The following is a 22,491-nucleotide window of genomic DNA, read 5'->3' on the forward strand; positions in this document are numbered from 1 at the left end:
TGTTTCGAATTAAAGCGCAAAGATAGTTCATAAGTTATAAAATAGCAAAGGGTCCCAGTCGTAAAGTTTTGCTAATTTATTTCACTGGAATCCATTGTTTTACAACAACTTCCCCTCTTCCTTTTCATAAAAAGCATCTATAGAAAGTTGCTTTTGCATCGAAGCCATAACTGCCAACTCGTCACATCTTTCATTTTGAACATGATTATTATGTCCTTTTATCCATTTGAAATTGACTTTGTGTTTTCTATACACAACCAAAAAACGTTTCCACAAATCGGAATTTTTCCTATCCACAAACCCTTTTTTTTCCCAACCTAAAACCCACTTTTTCTCAACGGAATCCACAACATATTTAGAATCGGAAACCACTAAAACTCTCGTATTGGGGTTTTTCAATTTCTCAAGACCCACAATTACCGCCAGCAATTCCATTCTATTATTAGTGGTATGACGAAAACCCTCATAAAACTCCTTCTTATACGGCTTCCCTACCCATTCCATAACCACTCCATAGCCACCTTGGCCTGGATTTCCTTTTGCAGCGCCATCAGTATATATATGTACGTCGTGAATATTCAAAATTACAAGCTATTTGTTATGAGTTTTTCAATTATTTCAGGAAAATATTTTTGCTCCAATTCATGAATTTTTTCAGCAACTTCTTCTGGAGTTTCGTCTCCTGATAAAACTACATTTTTTTGAAAAAGAATATTTCCTTCATCATAATTTTCATTTACAAAATGAATAGTAATACCCGTTTCTTTTTCTTTATTTCCAACAATTGCTCTGTGTATGTGCATCCCATACATCCCTTTTCCGCCATACTTTGGCAACAAGGCCGGATGAATATTTATTATTTTATTAGGATAGGCTTCGATGATATTCTCAGGAAATTTTAACAAGAATCCAGCCAGAACAATCAAATCTGGTTTTATATTATTAATTTTTTGTAATATTTTACTTTCAAATAATTCTGTTTTTGAGAAAACTTCCGTTGGAATCTCATATTTTTTTGCTCTTTCAATTACCTTAGCATTTGGGTTATTTGTAAACACCGCTTCAACGCTTCCAATTTTTTTTGCAGCGAAATACTTGATGATGTTTTCAGCATTAGTCCCCGATCCAGAAGCGAAAATCACTATTTTTTTCATAATTCAACCCTTTTTTATTATGCAAAAAAAGGCATAAAAAATGAAATTAAATAACATTGCGAAGGCTTTGTCAAATATATTTTATAAATTAGTTGTCACATTTATTAACTATTTAGTTGTTTTAAAATAAAGTTTTTTATTTTTGCCAACAAATTAAATTCTAAAATTAAAGATTATGTCAGACATTGCATCAAGAGTAAAAGCGATTATCGTAGACAAATTAGGTGTTGACGAAAACGAAGTTGTAACAGAAGCAAGCTTCACTAATGATTTAGGAGCTGACTCATTAGACACTGTTGAGCTTATTATGGAATTCGAAAAAGAATTTGACATTCAAATTCCAGACGATCAAGCAGAAAACATCGCTACTGTAGGTCAAGCAATCTCTTACATCGAGGAAGCTAAAAAATAATAAATTACACACCCGTTTGCAATCCTGTAAACGGGTGTTATTATTTTTTTTTAAAATTAAATTCGAGATTGAATTTCAATCAAAAAGATATTTATTGTATTACCCATCGCTATTTTGTACTATATAATACAGTATCAGCATGGGTTTTATTTGTTTAAAGATAACAAAATAAAGAATTTATGGAATTAAGACGAGTTGTAGTAACAGGTTTAGGCGCTCTTACTCCTATAGGAAATAATATTGAAGCGTATTGGAATGGTCTCATTAACGGTGTTAGTGGAGCGGCACCAATAACTTATTTTGATGCTTCAAAATTTAAAACACAATTTGCATGCGAATTGAAGAATTTTAATGCAGAAGATTTTTTAGATAGAAAAGAAGCCAGAAAAATGGACCGTTACGCTCAATATGCCATGGTTGCATCTGACGAAGCTGTACTAGATGCAGGTTTCAATTTTGAAAAATTAGATAAAGACAGAGTTGGTGTTATTTGGGGATCAGGAATTGGCGGATTAGAAACGTTTCAAATAGAAGTTCTTAATTTTGCTGCTGGTGACGGTACCCCAAAATTCAATCCTTTCTTTATCCCTAAAATGATTGCCGATATAGCTGGTGGTCATATTTCAATAAAATATGGTTTTAGAGGGCCAAATTTTACAACTGTTTCAGCTTGCGCTTCTTCTACAAACGCTATTATTGATGCTTTCAATTATATCAGATTGGGTCATGCAGATGCCATGGTTACAGGTGGTTCTGAAGCTGCGGTAACTATTGCGGGAATGGGTGGATTTAATGCCATGCATGCTTTATCTACAAGAAATGACGATCCAAAAACAGCCTCAAGACCAATGGATAAAGACAGAGATGGATTTATTCTAGGTGAAGGAGCAGGTGCTCTTGTCCTTGAAGAATACGAACATGCTATAGCTCGTGGTGCAAAAATTTATTGCGAAATTGGTGGTGGCGGAATGTCAGCAGATGCACATCATATTACTGCTCCACATCCTGAAGGATTAGGTGCTAAAAACGTAATGTTGAATTGCTTAAGAGACGCAGGTTTACAGGCAAGTGATGTTGATGGTGTGAATATGCACGGAACTTCTACTCCTCTTGGAGACATGGCAGAATCTAAAGCTATATTACATGTTTTTGGCGAACATGCTTATACCATGAATCTGAATTCAACTAAATCAATGACAGGCCATTTACTTGGTGCTGCCGGAGCAATTGAAACTATTTCTTCTATTCTTTCTATGAAACACGGAATAGTACCACCTACAATAAATCATTTTACTAATGATGAAAGTATTGATTCTAAACTAAACTTTACTTTTAATGTTCCTCAAAAAAGAGAAATGAATGTTGTAATGAGTAATACCTTTGGTTTTGGAGGACACAATGCTTGTGTATTGGTAAAAAAATTAGATATCTAAATTATATGCGTATAATTAGAAAAATATTTTCGAAATCCCGTTCTCTAGAAGACGGGATTTTTTTTGATTCTATTCAGAAAATTTTAGGATTTGCCCCTGATAATTTAGATTACTATAAAAAAGCATTCACACACCGCTCCTCTAATCGATTGGATGTTCTGGGAAACCCAATCAATTACGAAAGATTGGAGTTTTTGGGTGACGCCATGTTAAGCTCCGTAATTGCAGCCCATTTATTTAATAAAGCTCCTGCTGGTGACGAGGGTTATTTGACAAAAATGCGTTCAAAAATCGTAAGCAGAGAACATTTGAACGAATTAGGAAAGGATTTAAATCTGGTACAGTATATAGAAAGTAAAGTGCCATTGCAACATTTTGGAGAAAACATACATGGTAATATCTTTGAATCGCTAGTTGGAGCAATCTATTTAGACAGAGGATATGTCTATTGCGAAAAATTCATCCAGAAAAGAGTCATCGTCCCCTATGTAGATATTGCCCGACTGGAAGGAAAGGTAATTAGTTATAAAAGTTTAATTATAGAATGGTGTCAAAAAGAGAAAAAAATATTTCACTATGATATTTTTGAGGACAATGCAATAGATGGACAACGGTTGTTTGGAGTTAAACTCAGCATCGATGATAAAGTAATTGCAAAAGCAAGAGCAACTTCTAAAAAGAAGGCGGAAGAGAAAGCATCCCAACGCGCTTATTTTGCATTTCAAGAAAAAATGGACAGAAAATAACGTCATTTTCTTAAACCTATAACGTTTTCGTTGATAATTTAACAAAATCATCCTATTTAGATAGGTTAGAACATCGATAGAAATACTATATTTACAACTTATTTTTTCATGAAATGGCTATTCATAAACTAGATCTTGGAGAATTTGACGAAATAGATTACTATTTAATTGCTATACATACTTCATTAGAAGACTATAGATTGGCTTTTTTTATTAATCAATTATTGCCAATAAATTTAAGTAAAAGCAAGAATGAAATTCAGATTAATATAGAAGAAGGGGAAACAAATTTTTCAAGATTCTATTATTATGATAATGAAAAAGCAATCACTTGGAATTTGATTCAAAATAAAAATGAGGTAGTTCAACAAAAAAAGGGAATTAGCCAAAATTTATTTTCAAATGTTACAATGGAAGTTTCAACAAAAGTCTTTTTACTTCCTGAGTTTAAAAAAGTAGATTATTTCTTAAAAATAGAGAATATTGAAGATACAAGGAGCGTATCAACAATACAGACTATATTAAATAAAATCGATAGCATATCTACACTTTATACCGTAGATACAAATCAAATCAAATCAAAAAACAATTTAATTTTTTAATACCAATGCTTACAAACAAAAAAACTAAAATTGTAGCCACACTTGGGCCTGCATGTAGTACAAGAGAGATCATTAAAGACATGATTGATGCAGGTGTAAATGTTTTTAGAGTGAATTTTTCACATGCTGACTACGAAGATGTAAAACAAAAAATCAATATCATACGAGGTCTAAATGAAGAGTTTGGCTACACTACTGCAATCCTGGGAGATTTACAAGGACCTAAACTTCGTGTAGGAGTTATGGAAGAAGGTGTTGTAGTTCATGATGGTGACTTAATTACATTCACTACTGCTGAGGATATCCTTGGAACTGCAAAAAAAGTATTCATGAAATACCAAAACTTTCCAAATGATGTAAATCCTGGAGAAAGAATTTTGCTTGATGATGGAAAACTTATTTTCGAAATTGTTGAAACTGATAAAAAATCAGAAGTTATAGCAAGAGTAATTCAAGGTGGTGAGTTGAAATCTAAAAAAGGAGTAAATCTTCCAAATACAAAAATATCTCTTCCAGCAATGACTGAAAAAGATATTGCTGATGCTATTTTTGCTATTGGGCAAAATGTAGATTGGATTGCATTATCTTTTGTAAAAACACCAAGAGATTTACAAGACTTGCAGGAATTAATTGCACAACATTCAGAATATAAAATTCCAATTGTTGCCAAAATAGAAATGCCGGAAGCATTAGAAAACATCGACAAAATTGTTGCTTATTGTGATGCTTTAATGGTGGCTCGTGGAGATTTAGGAGTTGAACTTCCTGCTCATGAAGTACCTTTAGTTCAAAAAGAATTAATTCGCAGAGCTAAAACAGCTCGTATTCCAGTTATCGTTGCTACGCAAATGATGGAAACAATGATCACCAGCCTTACGCCAACACGTGCAGAGGTAAATGACGTTGCGAACTCAGTTATGGATGGTGCTGATGCTGTAATGCTTTCTGGAGAAACTGCTACTGGAAATTATCCAGTTCAAGTAATCCAAAAAATGACTCAAATCATTGAAGCAGTTGAAGATTCTCCACTTATTCAAGTACCACAAAATACGCCACAAATCAAAACAAAACGTTTTATTACTAAAACAATTTGTCACCATGCTGCAACTATGGCTAATGTTATCAAAGCAAAAGCTATCTGTACATTGACTAATAGTGGTTATACTGCTTTCCAGATTTCGGCTTGGAGACCAAATGCACATATTCTAGTTTTTACATCTAATAAAAGAATCCTTACACAACTTAATTTATTATGGGGAGTAAAATCTTTCATGTACTCTAAGGATGTAAGCACAGATGATACTGTAACTGACATTAACGAAATTGTAAAACAAAAAGGTTTTGTACAAAAAGGTGATTTCCTTATCAATTTAGCAGCAATGCCTATTAAAGATAAAGGAATGGTAAATACCTTAAGAGTTTCTGAAATAGAATAGATTTAAGCTATTTAAATTACTATAAAATCCGTCTTGTTTAATAACGAGACGGATTTTTTTTGACTAGATTTTTTCAATTAAAAAAATATTTAAATTTTCATTCGAAAAAAATTAAGAACAATTAAACATTCTTCTATAAAATAAAATTTATATTTGATGAACAAAAAATCGCACCAACTATGAGTTTCAATTCTAAAAATCCATTTTTAAATAATAAAACTTTTTCATCAACAGCAGTTTCAAGAAAAGACGAAGTACATCAGGCCACTCTAATTGATTTCAACCAAGAAATGACTTTGTCAGGAACGATCAACAAGAGTTTAATTCTATTTTTACTTCTTACGGCTTCTGCAATGGTAATTTGGTGGTTGGCATTTAATGGTATAAATCCAATAGTTCCGGCAATTGGCGGTGCTATTGTAGGACTTATTCTAGTCGTGATTTCAGCTTTCAAACCACAATACTCCCCGTATCTGGCTCCGGGCTATGCTTTGTTCGAAGGATTATTCATCGGTGGGATTTCGGCAATATTTGAAGCCATGTATCCCGGGATTGTGATTCAGGCGGTTGGAGCTACGTTTGTAACTTTTGCAGTTTGTCTAGGATTGTATAAATATAAAATTGTAAAAGTAACAGAGCAGTTCAAATCAGTTGTTGTAGCTGCTACGCTTGCTATTGCAACTTACTATCTAATATCTTGGTTATTTTCTATGTTTACCAGCTTTGTGCCCGTTCATTATGGCAACTCGATGATGAGCATTGGAATCAGTATTTTTGTGATAGTTATTGCTGCTTTAAATCTATTTTTGGATTTTGACAGAATCGAAAAAGGAGCCGAACAAAAAATGCCTAAATACATGGAATGGTATGGCGCTATGGGATTAATGATAACACTAGTTTGGTTATACATAGAGTTTTTACGATTACTTTCTAAGCTAAACAGTAAAAACTAAATCTATTGTAAGATATTCAATAATAAGAAACCCTTTCTGAATCAGAAAGGGTTTCTTAATTTAAGCCGCTTTCTCAAAAGCAATATAATGACTTAAGTCTCCTTTCAAATTAAAGACCGGAAATCCTTTTATCAAGCACGAATAGAGGTCTCCATTTTTTTTATAATTCATAACCGTTTTTTCAAAAGGTTGTTTAAGTTGAATTGCATCACGAATCTCATTTGAAGTTGTTAAATCAGTAGCATGACCTTGGAACATTTTAGGGCTTTTACCCAAAACTTCTGCCTCTACATAACCATTCATTTTCAACATATTATGAGAAGCAAAAACAATACTTAAGTTAACATCTGTAACTATTATTACTTCTTCGGTTAGCCTTGATTTTAAATCTAAATTATGACTAGTCCACTTGTTTTTTAATGCAATTGATTTAAGTTTATTTAAATCCAGAAACGATTTTTTTAGTTCTACTATAAATTCATGATTAAAATCCCAAGAAAAAACGGGCAGTCTCTTTACACTTAGCCCCATGTGATATTCCGAAATGGCTACATCATATTGTTTAAAACTACTCATACTATTTTGATTTTGAAGTCAAATGTAATTTTATTTATAAAAACAAAATAGCAAATAGCTGATTTTAACCATTGTTGAACGAGGTCAATTCTCAATCAAAAATCAAATTTTAACTGTACAACAATAAATTTCTTCTCTTCGGTATTTAAATTACTTAATGAAATTCCAAGCAATCGTACGGAATCTTTCATTCGTTCTTGATACAACAGTTCTTTTACGATTTCTACTATCAATGCTTTATCAGAAATAAAATAAGGCAATGTTTTACTTCGGGTTTGTTGTGTAAAATCGCTGTATTTTATTTTTAAAGTAATTGTTTTTCCTGCAACATTGTATTTTTTCAATCTTCTTTCTAATGCACCGGCAATAGTTTCAAGCTGTTCTAACATGTAAATTTCAGAAGAGAGATTCACATCAAAAGTGTGTTCTGCCGCAACAGATTTTGTAATTCGATTTGATTTCACTTCGCTATTATGAATCCCTCTCACGACATGATAATAGAAACTCCCCGATTTTCCAAAATGTTTCTCTAAAAATTCCAATGATTTACTTTTTAATTCTACTCCGGTAAAAATTCCTAGTTGGTACATTTTTTCGGTAGTGACTTTTCCAACACCATGAAATTTTCGGATGGGTAATTCTTCCAGAAATGAAATGACTTCATCAGGATTTACCGTTTTTTGTCCATTAGGTTTATTATAATCACTAGCAATTTTAGCCACAAACTTATTGACAGATATTCCTGCCGACGCCGTTAAACCTACTTCATTGAAAATACGCTGTCTTATTTCCTGTGCCAATAAAGTAGCACTAGGGTTCCCTTTTTTGTTATTAGTTACATCTAAATAGGCCTCATCGAGCGACAAAGGCTCCACCAAATCCGTGTACTCATGAAAAATTTTATGGATCTTAGTCGAAATCTCCTTGTATCTATCAAATCGTGGTCTTACAAAAATGAGCTCCGGACAATTTTTCTTAGCCATAACACCACTTATGGCACTGCGAACACCAAATTTCCTAGCTTCATAACTCGCCGCCGCAACCACCCCACGATTTTCAGAACCTCCTACAGCAATAGGCTTTCCTCGCAATGCGGGATTATCCATTTGCTCCACCGAGGCATAAAATGCATCCATGTCAACGTGTATGATTTTTCTATTTAGCACTGACTCCTCCTGCATATTTTAATACTTATATATCCAGAACTATTTTCTAATGGTTTTCTATTCTAAAGATTATATTTTAGCTTCGGAACTTAAATAATTTTCTACTACTTCTGATTTGTGTTTTTTTTCTGTGGGAAAGAAAAAACTAAATGGACGGGACTTGAAATGGTTCCAAATGGAAATTGTGACAAATCGCAACTCAAATAATGAAATGGCTCTTGAGCGAAAGGCCAATCCCAATGACAGACTAAAACTTACCATAAAGTTAACCAAACCTATAATACCAATTCCAAAAACACCCCAAAATAACATTGACTCACTGACTTCATAATTTGCTCCGTATAATGCTAAAGCTAAATTTCCGCTGGCAAAAGTGATATGTCGAATATCCAGATTCAGCCCTAAAAACAAACCAATAGATGCTGTACTTCCCATGAATATACCAAACCAAAAATTGGAAACAATTCCTGCCCATCTTTTCTCATACAGTTTTGCTAATTTAAGCGTCCTATCTTTTCCTAAACTTCTTTTAAGCAAGGGATGTTCCGTTATCCGGAAAAAAACCTGATTGTGTTTATCCCTATTGGCAATACTCCCCGAAATAATTCCTGATAAAAACAAAAATACTCCGGCAATAGCTGCATGAAAAATAGCCAACGAATGTATTGGACTTATATCAATGAGCAACGACTCCCATTTAGTAGCGGCAATATTATAATCTAAAGTATAATCAATAAGCCAAATTCCAAGTAATGAAACCGGAAAAGCCATAATAACATTCCCAACGAATGCTATAAACTGCGAGCGAAAAACACGCGCAAAAAGAATCGCAAAAGCTTTATATTTTTCAGTATCTCTACCTTGTTTTATAACACCTTCTTCCAAAGCTTTTATCAAAGCCGAAGCAGTCATAGCAGGTTGTTTTGTAGCCAAAGTGAAACCCAAAAGGTAAATAGCTATAAACCCAAAAGCATAGTTCATACTGTAAAGAAAAGCGTGTCCAAAAAAGCTTGTGTCCGCTCTGGAGAGTAAAACTTTAATCACACATAATATGCCCACGATAAATCCTCCTCCTAATGCAGTTCGAAACATTTTAAAATATTCCTTTCGGTCTTCAGTAATGTAATGTTCGCCAGTTTTAGCCGTATGTTGCGTTATTTCATAGGAAATCAGTTGGGTACTTTCACCAATAAATTTTCGGACATTATTTTTGTAGCAATTGTATTTAATTAAATGTAACGCCAATGCGATACCGTTGCTCTTTTTACCGTTCTCTTTATCTACAAGCAATAGCGGAATTAAGAATTTTAACCGTTCTAATTGTTGCCTGATTTTTAATAAATTCTGGTTTACCCGAAGCGAAATTCCATATTTTGAACTGTTGTGAAATGCTTTATCAACGAATTCTTCACATTGTTTATGCAAGACCAACAGCTGCGCATACGATAGATCATCCGACTTGATATAATGATTTTCAGAATTTCTAATTTTGTCTTCGATTTGAAACAATTCCTTTTCAAAAGCAGAGAAAGGACTTTCATAATCATCAAATTCCGGTACCATTTTAATAACATCCGTTTCCATAGCACGACCACTAATTCGCTGAGTAATTAAGTACATTCCAAACAATAATTCCGATAAAACCGAATTAGGCTCCGTGCTTTCATAAATAGAATTAAATTCTAAAAGAACGTATAATTCTTCTAATTGATTTGATGGTATTTTATTAATCCAGATTGTATCATTAGCAAGATAAAAAACTTGATTGAGGATGTATTCTAATGTGTCTTTTTGTGGCTGATAGGGTAACAATTTAGCAAAAATTCTTTTTTTGACTTCAAAAATAAAATCTACATCTTGTAAAATAGCCGCATCAGAAAGGATTTTATTGAACTTTTTATCGTTTAAAATTTCTTTGATATAAATTGAAAACTGTTCTCGGAGTAAATAATTTTTCTTTAAAAAAGATATGATTTCTTGTAAATCAACAATTTCTAAATTTTTAGTTTTTAAAGGCCGAATCAATCTAATTAATTCAATTAATGGTTCTAAATCGTCTTCTTTATAACGCCAAGACTGACTTTCGTCAAAAAATTTAGTGATTAATTCTGCTGGAGTTGTCTTTGATTTTGCTTTAAAAAGGGATTTCATTATTTTAGTTCAATTTTTGTAAAAATACAAATTGACCTGCCAACTTTCATTAACTTAATCATAAAATAACCTCTTGAAAAAGTGTTTACAAAACTTAAAGTTGTCTAAAAAACTCCATTTAAATCTTCGTCGATACCACTTTGTCTTACTCAGAATAGTAAAACTAATTGGAAGGAAGAGATAACAAAATCTTCTTAAAGGATATAAATTAATTGTAGTGGAAATATTCAATATATTTGACAAATCAAATTAGTCCGGGTAGCAGTGGAAATCTTCGATTGAAAAAAACTATTTTTTCTTTTAAGAAAAGAGCGACCCAAGAAGCTCCTTTTTTTAAAATAGAAAAAAATTTTATGAAGGAGAAATTGAAACGAATAACCGGAAACAACTCCAAAAACTAAAGTCATTATGATTGAAATAGAACGAAAATTTTTGGTTAAAGATGATTCCTTTAAAAGAGCCGCTTTAACTCAAAATCATATTGCACAGGGTTATTTAAGTTCGGTTCCGGAACGTACGGTTCGTGTTCGCATAAAAGGAAATAAGGGATTTCTAACTATAAAAGGAATTTCTAATGAATCTGGCCTGTCTCGTTTTGAGTGGGAAAAGGAAATCCCAGTTGAAGAAGCTAAAAACTTGTTGCTTTTATGTGAAAAAGGCGTGATTGATAAAACACGTTTTGAAGTTAAACTAGGTAATCATGTTTATGAGATTGATGTGTTTCATGGTCAAAACGAAGGATTGATTATTGCTGAAATTGAACTTGGCTCTGAAAATGAAACTTTTGAAAAACCAAATTGGCTAAGCAATGAAGTAACAAATGACAAGCGTTATTATAATTCTTATTTAAGCAATAATCCTTATAAAAGCTGGTGATTTAATTATTCAATACTGCTATTGTTACAATCATTCCTCCATCGTCATTACGTGAAGCGATATCTCTAAAAGCTCGTTTTGACAAATCTATTTCTCTTGATCTTACAAATGGACCTCTATCTGTAATCTCTACGATTACTGATTTTCCGTTGGATTCATTAGTCACTTTTACTTTTGTTCCAAAAGGCAGTTTTTTATGTGCTGCTGTATATTTATTATTATCAAATTTTTTACCGCTGGTCGTTCTTTTTCCATTGAACTTATCCGCATAATAAGAGGCGTGCGCTTCTTTTTTATAGATTTTAAATTTTCCGTTTTCGATTGTCAAGGTGTCTGAGATAATTTCTTGACGTGCAATCCCAGGCTTGTTTTTTTTAATAGTATCTTTTTGTATAGCGTTCTTTTGTTTATCAACAATTGAACTTTGGCTGCTAACTAATCCTATAATTGCAAGCAAAAAAAATAATGTTATTAATTTTTTCATTTATACTTTTTTAAGTTAATCTATTTTACAAAAACCATACCCAGATAAAAAAAGCTCTATTTCTAGAGCTTTAAATGATTTTTTAAAACCACATTGACCATGGAATTCTACTTAAAATAAGTAATAATCCTAAACCATAAAAAATAGAAAAAGTTTTGAATTTTGACTCACTAGTCGTTAACTTTTTATGTTTTGACCATCCTATAGTAATTAAAGTAATTGCAATAATATTGATTAATGGGTGTTCCAGAGAAGTTAATCGTAATGCTTTATCTGACATTTGCCCTAATGAAGCGAAACCTAATGGCGAAACGAAATATAAAATCAAACCAATTAATAATTGTGTATGTGTTCCTATAAGTCCAAATAATGCAATTTTTCTATCTTTTGAAGTAAACTCTTTTTTGGAAGCCATCCCAATAAAGGAATTAACAACTGCAACCACTAATAATAAAAGTGCTAAATAAGCCCAACCAGAATGAAATTTTTGAATGAATTCGTACATAAATTATGTTTTTGTTTTAACAAATATAATAAAAAAAGGCATAAAAAAACCACGCTTTAATACGTGGTTTTGATTTTTTGATATTTTTTTCAGGTATTATTTACCAAAAATATATCTAAGTGTAAATTGTGCTTGCCAAACATCGAAAGTAGAAGCATTTTTTTGGAAAGTATCTTTAATTAAAGTTTTTGTTCCAGCTACATCTGTTTGAGTTGCCAATGTATAAAAAGGCACATTCGCAGTTGTCGTTTTATAACTTAAAACATTCCCGTTTGTTGCTGTAATTCTTTGAGTTACTCCCCAATCTCTATTCAACAAATTGGTAAAGTTTAAGACGTCAGCTCTAAATTGGAAGCTATTCTTTTTACCTGCAATTTTAATGAAAAAATCTTGAGTTACAGATAAATCTAATCTATGTAACATTGGCAAAACACCACCATTTCTTTCGGTGTACTGACCTCTTCTTGAAGAAAGATATGAATCTTGTTTGATGTAAGCTTCAAACGCCTGTTGTTGTTGCGCTTCAGTATAAACAGTTACAACATTTGCTCCATTTACAATATTTGTAACAGATAAAGATTGAAAACGGATTTCATTTCCATTATTTGGAACATACATTAAATCATTTCCATTAACTTGATCTCCATTCATATCTCCACCGTAAGCATAAGAATAAGCTCCAGCTTGTTCCCCAATATATCCAAGATTTACTGAAGTTGCAGCACCTAAATTATTTCCATATTCAATTTTATAACCTAATATACCAACAATTCTATGTGGTGTATTGTTAGAAGATAATGACAAAGGTAAATCGTTGTTACCATTTACTGATCTTGCACCAGTCCATGAACCAGAAGCAATAGAACCTGCAGATAATAAATCATTAGCACTTGAATGTGTGTAAGCTACTGAACCCCAAAGTCCTTTTTTGTATGGATACTCTAATTTGAATGTTGTTGAGTAAAAATATCCTTTATCCGTATTCGTTAATACTACAGCACTTGAAACATTGTCATTTATACGAACTCCATTATCAGTTCTAGCATATCTAGGTCTTGTATCTGGTCCGCTAAAATTTCCAACTGGAGCATCAAAATTAGCATTGTAATAATGAATAGCGTTAATATTTTGTTGGAAGATACCTTCAATAGTTCCTATGAAACCAAAAGGAAGTTTTTGATCAACCGCTATATTAGTTTTCCAAACTTGTGGAAATTTAAATTTTTTAGCTGTAAACGCCAATTCAAATGTAGAAGGAAGCGTAGGTGTTGCAGGAATAAAATAATCATTAGGATTAGGAGTAAAACCATATCCACCTGTTCCTACAGCTGCGCCACTAACATCAACAAAACCAGTAAGAACACCGTTATTACCAATTGCATTAGATAAAAACACTGATGGAGCTCTTCCAGTAAACACACCACTACCTCCACGAACTTGTGTTGTAGCATCTCCAGCAACATCTAAATTGAAACCTACTCTAGGTTCAAATAAATATTGTGTATTTGGCATTTCACCAGTATTAAACTTTTCACCATTTCCAAAAGTCATTGCAGTAACTTTAGTATTTTCAAGTGCTGTATCAGCAAACCAAACCGCTGAAGCACGAAGACCTAATGTCACTCTTAAATTATCACTCACTTTAATTTCATCTTGAGTGTACACATCTATTTTATTAGATTTCAAAATCTGTAACGGCTCTTCAGCTCCTGGCAAAGCAGAATATCTGAATTGAAAACGTGCCGGTAAAGCAGTAGTTGATGGAGCACCGCCCGTATTTGCAGATTGATTAGCAGCAGCGTAAAAATCAGTTAAAGAGTTAAAAACATATACTCCATTAGATCCTGAGAAAAACAAGTTACTTGATTTAAAATGCTCAAAATTAGCACCAAACAATAACGAATGATTTCCTATTGTTTTTGTCAAATTATCCGTAAAGTGTAGTGTAGAATAAGAAAGTTTATTTCCTTGCGTAAATGGGTCTAAACCTAATGAAATAAACGTATTTGATCCGTTTTTTATATCAATTGTAGGAAATAAACCTCCACCTTGTAAACCTCTATCTTCAATTTGTTTATCATAACCTGCGATGAAGTTATTGTACCATGAATTACTTAATTTACTGTTCAATTCTACAACAATAGATCTCGTATTATCTTGAATAACATAACCACTGTTTTGGAATGACATTGCAAGATTACTAGTTCTTCTGTTACCAAATCCTAATGAATTTGAATTAGAAGTCAACTCGTCAGAATTTGAGTTATGAAAAACATAACGAGCAGTAAGTTTATGATTGTCATTAATATTCCAGTCAATTCTAGCAAGGAATTTCTTTGAAACTTTTGAAGCATCATAATTTTCCCAAGGACCAGTTGTATAATTAAATTTATCTTTAACAAAATTTGACAATGTTTGCATTTCAGCAAATGTTGGTAAAGAAACCTGAGCACTTGGCTGAGGAGAACCTGTAGAAGTCCAAGTTGTAGCTGGGCTTGTATTTTCTATTGTCTCAAAATTTCCAAAGAAAAATAATTTGTCTTTAATAATAGGCGCTCCTATTCTAGCTCCCCAAACTGTTTCATCAAATTTTCCAGGAACGATTACTGTGTTCCCTGCTTTAGTTCCAATAAAATCTTTTCTGTTATTACGGAAAGAATTATAAACAGAACCTTCAATTTCATTTGTACCACTTTTAGTTACTGCATTAATTCCAGAACCTAAAAATCCTGATTGACGTACATCATATGGTGCAATATTAACTTGCAATTGTTCAATAGCATCTAAAGAAATCGCGGTAGAACCTGTTCTACCACCAGCTTGTGAATCAGTTCCAAGTCCAAAACCATTGTTAAATGCAGATCCATCGATAGTAAAGTTATTCAATCTTGAATCTTGACCTCCAAAACTACCATTACTTCCTGCGTTAGCATTATATTTAGTAACCGCGTTTATTGAACGTGCTCCTGTAACAGGAACGGCAGTTAATTCTCTGTTAGAAAATTGTTGAGAAGCTCCAGTTCTTCCTTTATTGAAAGTTCCTTTTGATTTTGTAGATACAATCACAACTTCTTTTAGGGCATTGGATTCCTCATCTACAACAACATTAACTGTAATATTATTACCTAATGGCGCGTTGATTTCAGTAATTTCAGTTGTTTTGTAACCTATGAAAGTTACTCTAACTGTGTAAGGGCCACCTGGTCTGATTCCCTGTACAGCATATCCACCTTTAGAACCTGTAGTTGAAAAATATTTTGTTCCAGTTGGTTTATGTATAACCTCAACTGATGCACCTGGAAGCAATTCGCCAGTGCTTGTTTTAACAGAACCAGACATTGCAGAACTAGTAACCTGCGTATGACCAACAGCTGATAAAAAAATAATCAAAATAAAAATAATTTTTTTCATTTTTGTTTTTTGTTTAATTTATTAATTTTTAGCAAAATTATAACATTTAAGCCGCATACTGTTATGGAAACGTTAAGAAAATCCACCTAAATCACAATTTTTTGCTTTAAAGTGATTATTGCAACATAATTGTTAAAAAATAATTTAATTATTATTTTTTAACAATTATATATATTCATCTGATAAAAATATTATAAAAACCAATTTGTTAAAAAATAGAAAACATTATCAAAAACTCACTATCACTGAATTATTTACATAAAAAAGCCCCGATTTTTTATAAAATCGGGGCTTTTTGAAGTCCGTAAGTTCAAAATTCAATGAAAATTGTCTTTAAACCTTGTTGTATAATCTAGATTAAAACAAAATTTTATTTATTCGAAAGAAAATGATTTAATAAAAATGCAGTTGAAGAATCGTGATTTTTTACTTTTTTAGTGTTTATCTCTTCTAAAATTGAATTTGCTAATTGCTTTCCAAGTTCAACTCCCCATTGATCGTAACTAAATATATTCCAAATGATTCCTTGAACAAAAATCTTATGTTCATACATTGCAATTAATGAACCTAGTGTCCTTGGCGTCAGTTTTTGTATCAAAATAGTATTCGTAGGCTTATTACCCGTAAAAACCTTAAACGGCAAAAGAAAAACTGCTTTATCAGCGGCAAGCCCTTGTTTATCGAATTCCGCCTGAACTTGTTCCTCCGTTTTCCCGTGTAATAATGCTTCCGTTTGTGCAAAAAAGTTTGACATCAATTTATCATGATGGTCTTCATCACCATATAATGGTTTTATAAATCCAATAAAATCAGTAGGAATCAATTTAGTTCCTTGGTGAATCAATTGAAAAAAAGCATGTTGCGAATTGGTCCCCGGTTCACCCCAAATGATAGTTCCCGTTTCATAATTCACCGGTTTTCCATCACGTCCAACACTTTTTCCATTACTTTCCATTGTTCCTTGCTGTAAGTAAGGCGCCAATTTTTGTAAATATTGCGTGTACGGAATCAAGGCTTCACTCTCTGCTCCAAAGAAATTATTATACCAAACACTCAACAAAGCTAAAATAACAGGAATATTTTTATCAAAATCAGTCGTTTTGAAATGATCATCCATTTCATTTGCACCGCTTAATAATTCGTCAAAATTTTCGAATCCTACCGCCAAACTTATTGAAAGCCCCACAGCACTCCATAAAGAAAAACGACCTCCAACCCAGTCCCACATAGGAAATACATTGTCAGGATTTATACCAAATTCTGTTACTTTGGCAATATTTGTGGAAACCGCGACAAAATGTTTGGCTACATCTTCTTGTTTTGCTGATTGCAAAAACCATTTTCTGATAGTTTCAGAATTGGTCAATGTTTCCTGTGTGGTAAATGTTTTAGAAACAATAACAAAAAGCGTTGTTTCTGGATTTAATTTTTTAATGATTTCGTTTACATGATCTCCATCAACATTCGATACAAAATGAACGTTCAATTGATTTTTGTAAAATTGTAATGCTTCTACTGCCATTGCAGGTCCCAAATCTGAACCACCAATCCCTATATTTACAATATCCGTAAAAGGTTTGCCTGTAAAACCCGTTCTTTGCCCAGATGTTACTTCATTAGTAAATGTTTTTATTTTATTTTTTACTTCATAAACTTCAGGAACCACATTTTGTCCTTCTACATTTATAACCGCTGATTCCTTAGCTCTCAAAGCTGTATGCAATACCGCTCTATTCTCAGTCTGATTAATAATCCCACCTTCAAAATAGTCTGAGATAGCACTTTTAAGTCCTGCTTCTTCTATCAACTCAAGTAATAAGTCAACAGTTTCCTGATTAATAATGTTTTTTGAATAATCAATTAAAAAATCATTCCATCTCAGGTTAAACTTTTCTGTTCTTGAATCATCAGCTTGAAACATTTCTTTCATGGAAGCTTTTTGCATTTCACTGTAATGCTGTTGAAGTTTCTTCCAAGCTACTGTTTCGGTTGGGTTTATTGTATTTAAAGCCATTTATTTTTGGATTGTAGTTTTGTTTAATTTTTGACAAAAATACTGAAATTAGTTTTAACCGTAAATGTGTTTACAATTATATAACAATTTATGGGTAAATTGCCAAAATAGTGAAATTCAGAATTGATATAAAACAATTCTGAATTCGAATGAAATGGTTTCAATAGTCAAACTATAAATTTGCAACACTGTCTAATTCCCATTTCAAAGGAGTTATTACTTTAATAAATCGGTCTTTATTTCTACCGCTCATAGGTTCGCCAGTAGGCAATTTAAGTTTTAATGCGTCTACCTGAACTCCATTTTTCCAAAATCGATAACAAACGTGAGGACCTGTAGCAAGACCTGTACTCCCCACTAAACCGATAACCTGTCCCTGATTCACATGCTGTCCACGACGAACTAAAATTCTTGACATGTGCAAATATTGAGTAGAATAGGTTCCATTATGTTTTACTTTTACAAAATTACCGTTTCCAGCTGTAAAACCAGTTTGCTCAATAATTCCCGCAGCAGTAGTGGTAATGGGCGTTCCGTATGGTGCTGCATAATCAGTTCCTTTGTGGGCTTTCCAGATTTGTTGTACAGGATGAAACCGATTAGTTGAAAATCGCGAGGAAATTCTACTAAATTTAATGGGTGTTTTAAGAAAGAAATTTTTCAATGTCTTTCCTTCTTCGTCATAATATTCAATTTTATTGGACGATGGATTTTGAGCATAAGGAAATGCATAGATTATTTTCCCTTTGTATTCAAAAAAGGCAGCTTTAAGACTATCAACACCATCATAAACCGTGTCATTTATATATCTTTCCGTAAAAGTAATGGCAAATCGATCTCCTTTTTTAAGTTTAAAGAAATCAATAGACCAGGCATAAATTTTAGAAATTTTACTTGCCAATGAACCTTCTACTTTCGCGCTTTCAAGAGTTTCTGACAAAGAACCTTTCAACAATCCACCTATCGTTCTGGTCTTAATCGTAATGGGTCTTGTTTTTTTATAAACAACCACAGCTGTATCTCGTAAATCAACAACATAGTAGGTTAATGCATCCGGCTGATAAATAAAAACTTGTAAATTGTTTGTTTTATTTTTGGATCTAAGTAGCGTATACGGTTTGTTGACCCTAATTATCCTAACATCAAATGTATCCTTTACTTTTTCAATAATATCATATACTTTCTTAGTACCGATATTTTGATTTTCGATAATCGTACCAAAAGTATCTCCCTTTTTAATGGTATCGTGAATCACATTAAAATCAGAGTATTTAAACCCAAACTCTATTTTTTTAACTACTGGTTTTATAATTTCTTTGTCTAATATATCATTAGATTTATTACAAGAAACTAAAGAAAACAACACTATAATTGTTATTAATACTTGTTTCAAACTATCTTTTTTTATTCTAATTATTTTTATTCCCCCCAATTCGCCAACTCATCCTTCGTCCATAATTCAGGAAAAAATATTCTGCGTTGGTATTTTGGATGCATGTATTTTCTCCAATCACTTCCACCTGTAGCCTCGCCATCCCCTTTTCCGCTATGATCAATATATTTTATCGCTACATTTAAATGCTGCATTACCCAAGTAATATTTACAGTATGATCATAATGGCGCATCGCTTGAATTAACTCTGGATTTTTTTGATCTACATCAGGAAGCTGCTTGAATTTTTGCCATATGTTTATGGTATTGTATTCCTCCATGTGTTTTAAAAACATTCCTTTGTATTTTCTTTCAAATTCCTCTAAAAGAAATGATTTTTTCCCTGTTTGGTAATCTTTTCCTGCAGCTTGCCAATACAAATGTTCGAAAGTAAACTCAAATGGAGCATCTCTATCAATTGAACTTCTATAACGATAATCAACAAGATTTATTAAGTCCGTAGAACAAAACTCTATTAATCTATATTGTGCACTTTGAAAACCACTTGCCGGAGTAAGTGTGTTTCTAAATTTCATATATTGATCTACTTCCATTCCGTCTTCCATGATTCCGAAAGAAGTTGTCAACATATCAAAATAACGGCTGATTCTCATTAATCTTTCAGTAAAAAAATCTGTCTTGATCTCTTTACAATAAGAAATTTGATGCATTTCCCATAAAATCATCTTGAATATCAATTCATTGACTTGATGATACATGATAAAAACCATTTCATCCGGTAGTACTGTTCTTTGAATTTGAAGATTTAATAACGCATCTGTTTGAATATAATCCCAATAAGTAATTGGCTTAGACCAAAGTAATCCTTCAAGTTGCGTTTCGGTTTTCTGGTCTATTGCTTGGTATTTAAGCTCAATTTCTTTTAAAATTGCTTCAGAATTATTATTGTCCATTATTATTTTTTATTTTAAACTGATTCTTCAATCCTCTAAATTCATCTAAATCTGCTTTGATTGATCCTACAGCCAAACTTGCTTTTATTCGCAAAGGTATTTTATTATCATCATCTGAAATCCAAACAGTTAAACTTTCCTGTTCTTTAAAAACACGCCCTGATTGTACTAAAGGTCTAAACACCATCGTTGAAACAACCCCAAATTTAGTTGTAATATCCTCATGACCTATAAATTTCATCTTAAACTTTGTAGATTCATCATCAAAGAACATGTCTATTGCTATTGATTCTCCTACTTTAATTTTATCAATACTTGGATAATTTCTCAAATAATAAAAAGTAGACAAAATGTCTTGTGTGTTTTTAGGAATGACAATTGTCTTCTCGTTTTTGTGTTTGTAATCTTTTACAAGGATTTTATTTGTAGTCTGATTGAAAAACCCTTCTTGATTTTTAGTGTAACCGCCTTCATTAATTTTTCTTACAAATTGATATGGATTTCTGGTTTCCTTATCAATATAGCTTTCATACAAGTCGTCAACCTTAAAGAAAAAACGAGACATTCCTGTTGTGTATCCCTTACCTATTACATGAAAGGTTTTCTTATTATTAACAACTGCATCTTTGACTTCAAGCGTAGCATATCCGGCATTTACTATACCATAATGGATACGGAATTTAAAATACTCGCCCACATCGTAAGCATCTTCTTTTTGAGAATCAAAACTTACTGTGGTTATAAATAGGATGAATAGTATTATTTTTTTCATTACTTTTTGTCAATTTATTGACCGTAACTGCAAATTTTGTTCCAAATATATTAAAACAAAAAAACTCAGTCAAATAATGACTGAGTTTTTATGCTATTAACTAACCAAAAAACTATAAATTATGAAATTTATATCAATTTAGGAAGGAAACCACCCCTTCCTGTTTTGAGAGTGCAAAGCTAATTAATAAAACTAGTTTATAAAATCAAAAAATAAAGTTTAACACAACATTTGCAAAAAAACAGACTATTCACTGATTATTTTTTAACATAACATAAAAATAACACTCTTTTATAGCGTTCCTCGCAATTGCTGTTCTCTTTCGATTGATTCAAAAAGGGCCTTGAAATTACCTGCTCCAAAACCTTTGGCTCCCATTCTTTGAATAATTTCAAAAAACAACGTGGGTCTGTCTTGTACCGGTTTTGTAAATATTTGTAATAAATACCCTTCCTCATCCGCATCGACCATAATGGCTAGCTTTTCGATCTCATTTAAATCTTCTTTCATCATCTTCATATGTTCTCCCAATCGCTCCGGAATTGCCTCATAATAGGTATGCGGAGGAGCTGACAAGAATTCTATCCCTCTTGCTTTCAACTGAGATACTGTTTTGATAATATCATCCGTTGCAATAGCGATATGCTGAATTCCAGGTCCGCCATAAAAATCTAAATATTCCTCAATTTGTGATTTTTTCTTTCCCTCGGCAGGTTCGTTGATTGGGAATTTAATTCTTCCGTTTCCATTGGACATTACCTTACTCATCAAGGCCGAATATTCAGTATTAATTTGTTTGTCATCAAAGGAAAGGAAATTCACAAATCCCATTACTTCTTCATAGAACTTAACCCAAGTATTCATCTCGTTCCAACCTACATTACCCACCATATGGTCAATGTATTTTAATCCTGTTGGTTCCGGATTGTAATCGGATTTCCATTCCTTATATCCCGGAAGAAAAACACCGTTATAGTTTTTACGTTCTACAAAAATATGAACGGTCTCTCCGTACGTATAAATCCCCGAACGCACTACTTCCCCAAATTCATCTTTCTCCACTGTTGGTTCCATAAAAGAGCGCGCACCGCGCTTCATTGTTTCTTCGTAAGCGCTAGTGGCATCTTCTACCCAAAGTGCAGCAACTTTTACCCCGTCTCCATGTTTTCTCAAATGTTCGTGTATGGGAGAATCTTGCGTTAATGGCGTGGTCAATACGATGCGAATCTTATCTTGCTTAAGCACATAGGACGTTCTGTCTCTTACTCCAGTTTCCAAGCCTGCATAAGCCAATGATTGATATCCGAAAGCTGTTTTATAATAATGTGCGGATTGTTTTGCATTTCCTACGTAGAATTCTACATAATCGGTTCCTAATAAAGGAAGAAAATCTTGCGCTCCTTCAAATATTTTTTCTAGTCCGTATTCTACTGATTTTACTTCTTTGCTCATTG

Annotated in this window: 20 protein-coding genes; 7 read left to right on the forward strand and 13 right to left on the reverse strand. The window is 32.6% G+C overall.

The window, feature by feature from the left end; all coding sequences use genetic code 11:
* Positions 1-99 precede the first annotated feature (99 nt).
* Together rnhA and purN are read right to left on the reverse strand one after the other, a co-directional pair.
* Positions 100-582, reverse strand: a complete 483-nt coding sequence (gene rnhA / locus ACM55H_RS00380) for a ribonuclease HI (RefSeq protein ID WP_416834616.1) — start codon at positions 580-582, stop codon at positions 100-102.
* 2 nt (positions 583-584) lie between these two features.
* Positions 585-1,154: a phosphoribosylglycinamide formyltransferase gene (purN, locus tag ACM55H_RS00385; RefSeq protein ID WP_416834617.1), complete on the reverse strand. Its 570-nt coding sequence runs from the start codon at positions 1,152-1,154 to the stop codon at positions 585-587.
* A gap of 175 nt (positions 1,155-1,329) precedes the next feature.
* Between purN and ACM55H_RS00390 the strand changes: the two genes are divergently transcribed.
* The 6 genes from ACM55H_RS00390 (at position 1,330) to ACM55H_RS00415 (ending at position 6,736) form a co-directional block, all read left to right on the forward strand.
* Positions 1,330-1,566 (forward strand): acyl carrier protein, encoded by a 237-nt coding sequence (locus ACM55H_RS00390; protein ID WP_007137004.1) that lies wholly within the window; start codon positions 1,330-1,332, stop codon positions 1,564-1,566.
* A gap of 179 nt (positions 1,567-1,745) precedes the next feature.
* Complete coding sequence (gene fabF / locus ACM55H_RS00395; RefSeq protein ID WP_416834618.1) at positions 1,746-2,999, forward strand: beta-ketoacyl-ACP synthase II; 1,254 nt, start codon at positions 1,746-1,748, stop codon at positions 2,997-2,999.
* Between the two features lie 5 nt (positions 3,000-3,004).
* Positions 3,005-3,745 (forward strand): ribonuclease III, encoded by a 741-nt coding sequence (rnc, locus tag ACM55H_RS00400; RefSeq protein WP_416834619.1) that lies wholly within the window; start codon positions 3,005-3,007, stop codon positions 3,743-3,745.
* Positions 3,746-3,858: 113 nt separating this feature from the next.
* A complete protein-coding gene (locus ACM55H_RS00405; protein ID WP_416834620.1) occupies positions 3,859-4,347 on the forward strand; it encodes an IPExxxVDY family protein in 489 nt (162 codons plus the stop codon).
* A gap of 5 nt (positions 4,348-4,352) precedes the next feature.
* On the forward strand, positions 4,353-5,783 hold the full coding sequence (pyk, locus tag ACM55H_RS00410) for a pyruvate kinase (protein WP_039108529.1): 1,431 nt from the start codon (positions 4,353-4,355) through the stop codon (positions 5,781-5,783).
* Between the two features lie 179 nt (positions 5,784-5,962).
* Positions 5,963-6,736, forward strand: coding sequence for a Bax inhibitor-1/YccA family protein (locus ACM55H_RS00415; RefSeq protein ID WP_416834621.1), 774 nt, complete (start codon positions 5,963-5,965; stop codon positions 6,734-6,736).
* Between the two features lie 60 nt (positions 6,737-6,796).
* Here ACM55H_RS00415 and ACM55H_RS00420 read toward each other — a convergent pair whose 3' ends face one another.
* The 3 genes from ACM55H_RS00420 to ACM55H_RS00430 form a co-directional block, all read right to left on the reverse strand.
* The gene (locus ACM55H_RS00420; RefSeq protein WP_416834622.1) at positions 6,797-7,312 is read right to left on the reverse strand and encodes a PAS domain-containing protein; all 516 of its coding nucleotides are present in this window, start codon (positions 7,310-7,312) and stop codon (positions 6,797-6,799) included.
* Between the two features lie 95 nt (positions 7,313-7,407).
* A complete protein-coding gene (gene dinB / locus ACM55H_RS00425; RefSeq protein WP_416834623.1) occupies positions 7,408-8,493 on the reverse strand; it encodes a DNA polymerase IV in 1,086 nt (361 codons plus the stop codon).
* A 54-nt stretch (positions 8,494-8,547) separates the two neighbouring features.
* Positions 8,548-10,629 carry a recombinase gene (locus ACM55H_RS00430; RefSeq protein ID WP_416834624.1) on the reverse strand — a complete coding sequence of 694 codons (2,082 nt, stop codon included), beginning with the start codon at positions 10,627-10,629 and terminating at the stop codon, positions 8,548-8,550.
* Positions 10,630-11,037: 408 nt separating this feature from the next.
* Between ACM55H_RS00430 and ACM55H_RS00435 the strand changes: the two genes are divergently transcribed.
* Entirely contained in the window at positions 11,038-11,505 is a 468-nt protein-coding gene (locus ACM55H_RS00435; RefSeq protein WP_416834625.1) for a CYTH domain-containing protein, read from the forward strand.
* Position 11,506: 1 nt separating this feature from the next.
* Here ACM55H_RS00435 and ACM55H_RS00440 read toward each other — a convergent pair whose 3' ends face one another.
* From ACM55H_RS00440 to hppD, 8 genes are all read right to left on the reverse strand, one after another.
* On the reverse strand, positions 11,507-11,989 hold the full coding sequence (locus ACM55H_RS00440) for a septal ring lytic transglycosylase RlpA family protein (RefSeq protein ID WP_416834626.1): 483 nt from the start codon (positions 11,987-11,989) through the stop codon (positions 11,507-11,509).
* A gap of 82 nt (positions 11,990-12,071) precedes the next feature.
* Positions 12,072-12,494 (reverse strand): hypothetical protein, encoded by a 423-nt coding sequence (locus tag ACM55H_RS00445; RefSeq protein ID WP_416834627.1) that lies wholly within the window; start codon positions 12,492-12,494, stop codon positions 12,072-12,074.
* Positions 12,495-12,590: 96 nt separating this feature from the next.
* Positions 12,591-15,905 (reverse strand): TonB-dependent receptor, encoded by a 3,315-nt coding sequence (locus ACM55H_RS00450; protein WP_416834628.1) that lies wholly within the window; start codon positions 15,903-15,905, stop codon positions 12,591-12,593.
* Positions 15,906-16,275: 370 nt separating this feature from the next.
* Positions 16,276-17,919 carry a glucose-6-phosphate isomerase gene (gene pgi / locus ACM55H_RS00455; protein ID WP_416834629.1) on the reverse strand — a complete coding sequence of 548 codons (1,644 nt, stop codon included), beginning with the start codon at positions 17,917-17,919 and terminating at the stop codon, positions 16,276-16,278.
* A gap of 172 nt (positions 17,920-18,091) precedes the next feature.
* Positions 18,092-19,312, reverse strand: a complete 1,221-nt coding sequence (locus tag ACM55H_RS00460; protein WP_416834630.1) for a M23 family metallopeptidase — start codon at positions 19,310-19,312, stop codon at positions 18,092-18,094.
* Positions 19,313-19,338: 26 nt separating this feature from the next.
* Positions 19,339-20,265, reverse strand: coding sequence for a tryptophan 2,3-dioxygenase family protein (locus ACM55H_RS00465; RefSeq protein ID WP_416834631.1), 927 nt, complete (start codon positions 20,263-20,265; stop codon positions 19,339-19,341).
* Positions 20,255-21,037: a DUF3108 domain-containing protein gene (locus ACM55H_RS00470; protein ID WP_416834632.1), complete on the reverse strand. Its 783-nt coding sequence runs from the start codon at positions 21,035-21,037 to the stop codon at positions 20,255-20,257. The genes ACM55H_RS00465 and ACM55H_RS00470 overlap by 11 nt, the downstream gene beginning before the upstream one ends.
* A 291-nt stretch (positions 21,038-21,328) precedes the next feature.
* A complete protein-coding gene (gene hppD, locus ACM55H_RS00475) occupies positions 21,329-22,489 on the reverse strand; it encodes a 4-hydroxyphenylpyruvate dioxygenase (RefSeq protein ID WP_039108515.1) in 1,161 nt (386 codons plus the stop codon).
* Positions 22,490-22,491: the final 2 nt, after the last annotated feature.

The organism is Flavobacterium cryoconiti, assembly GCF_048158645.1.
GTDB lineage: Bacteria > Bacteroidota > Bacteroidia > Flavobacteriales > Flavobacteriaceae > Flavobacterium > Flavobacterium cryoconiti.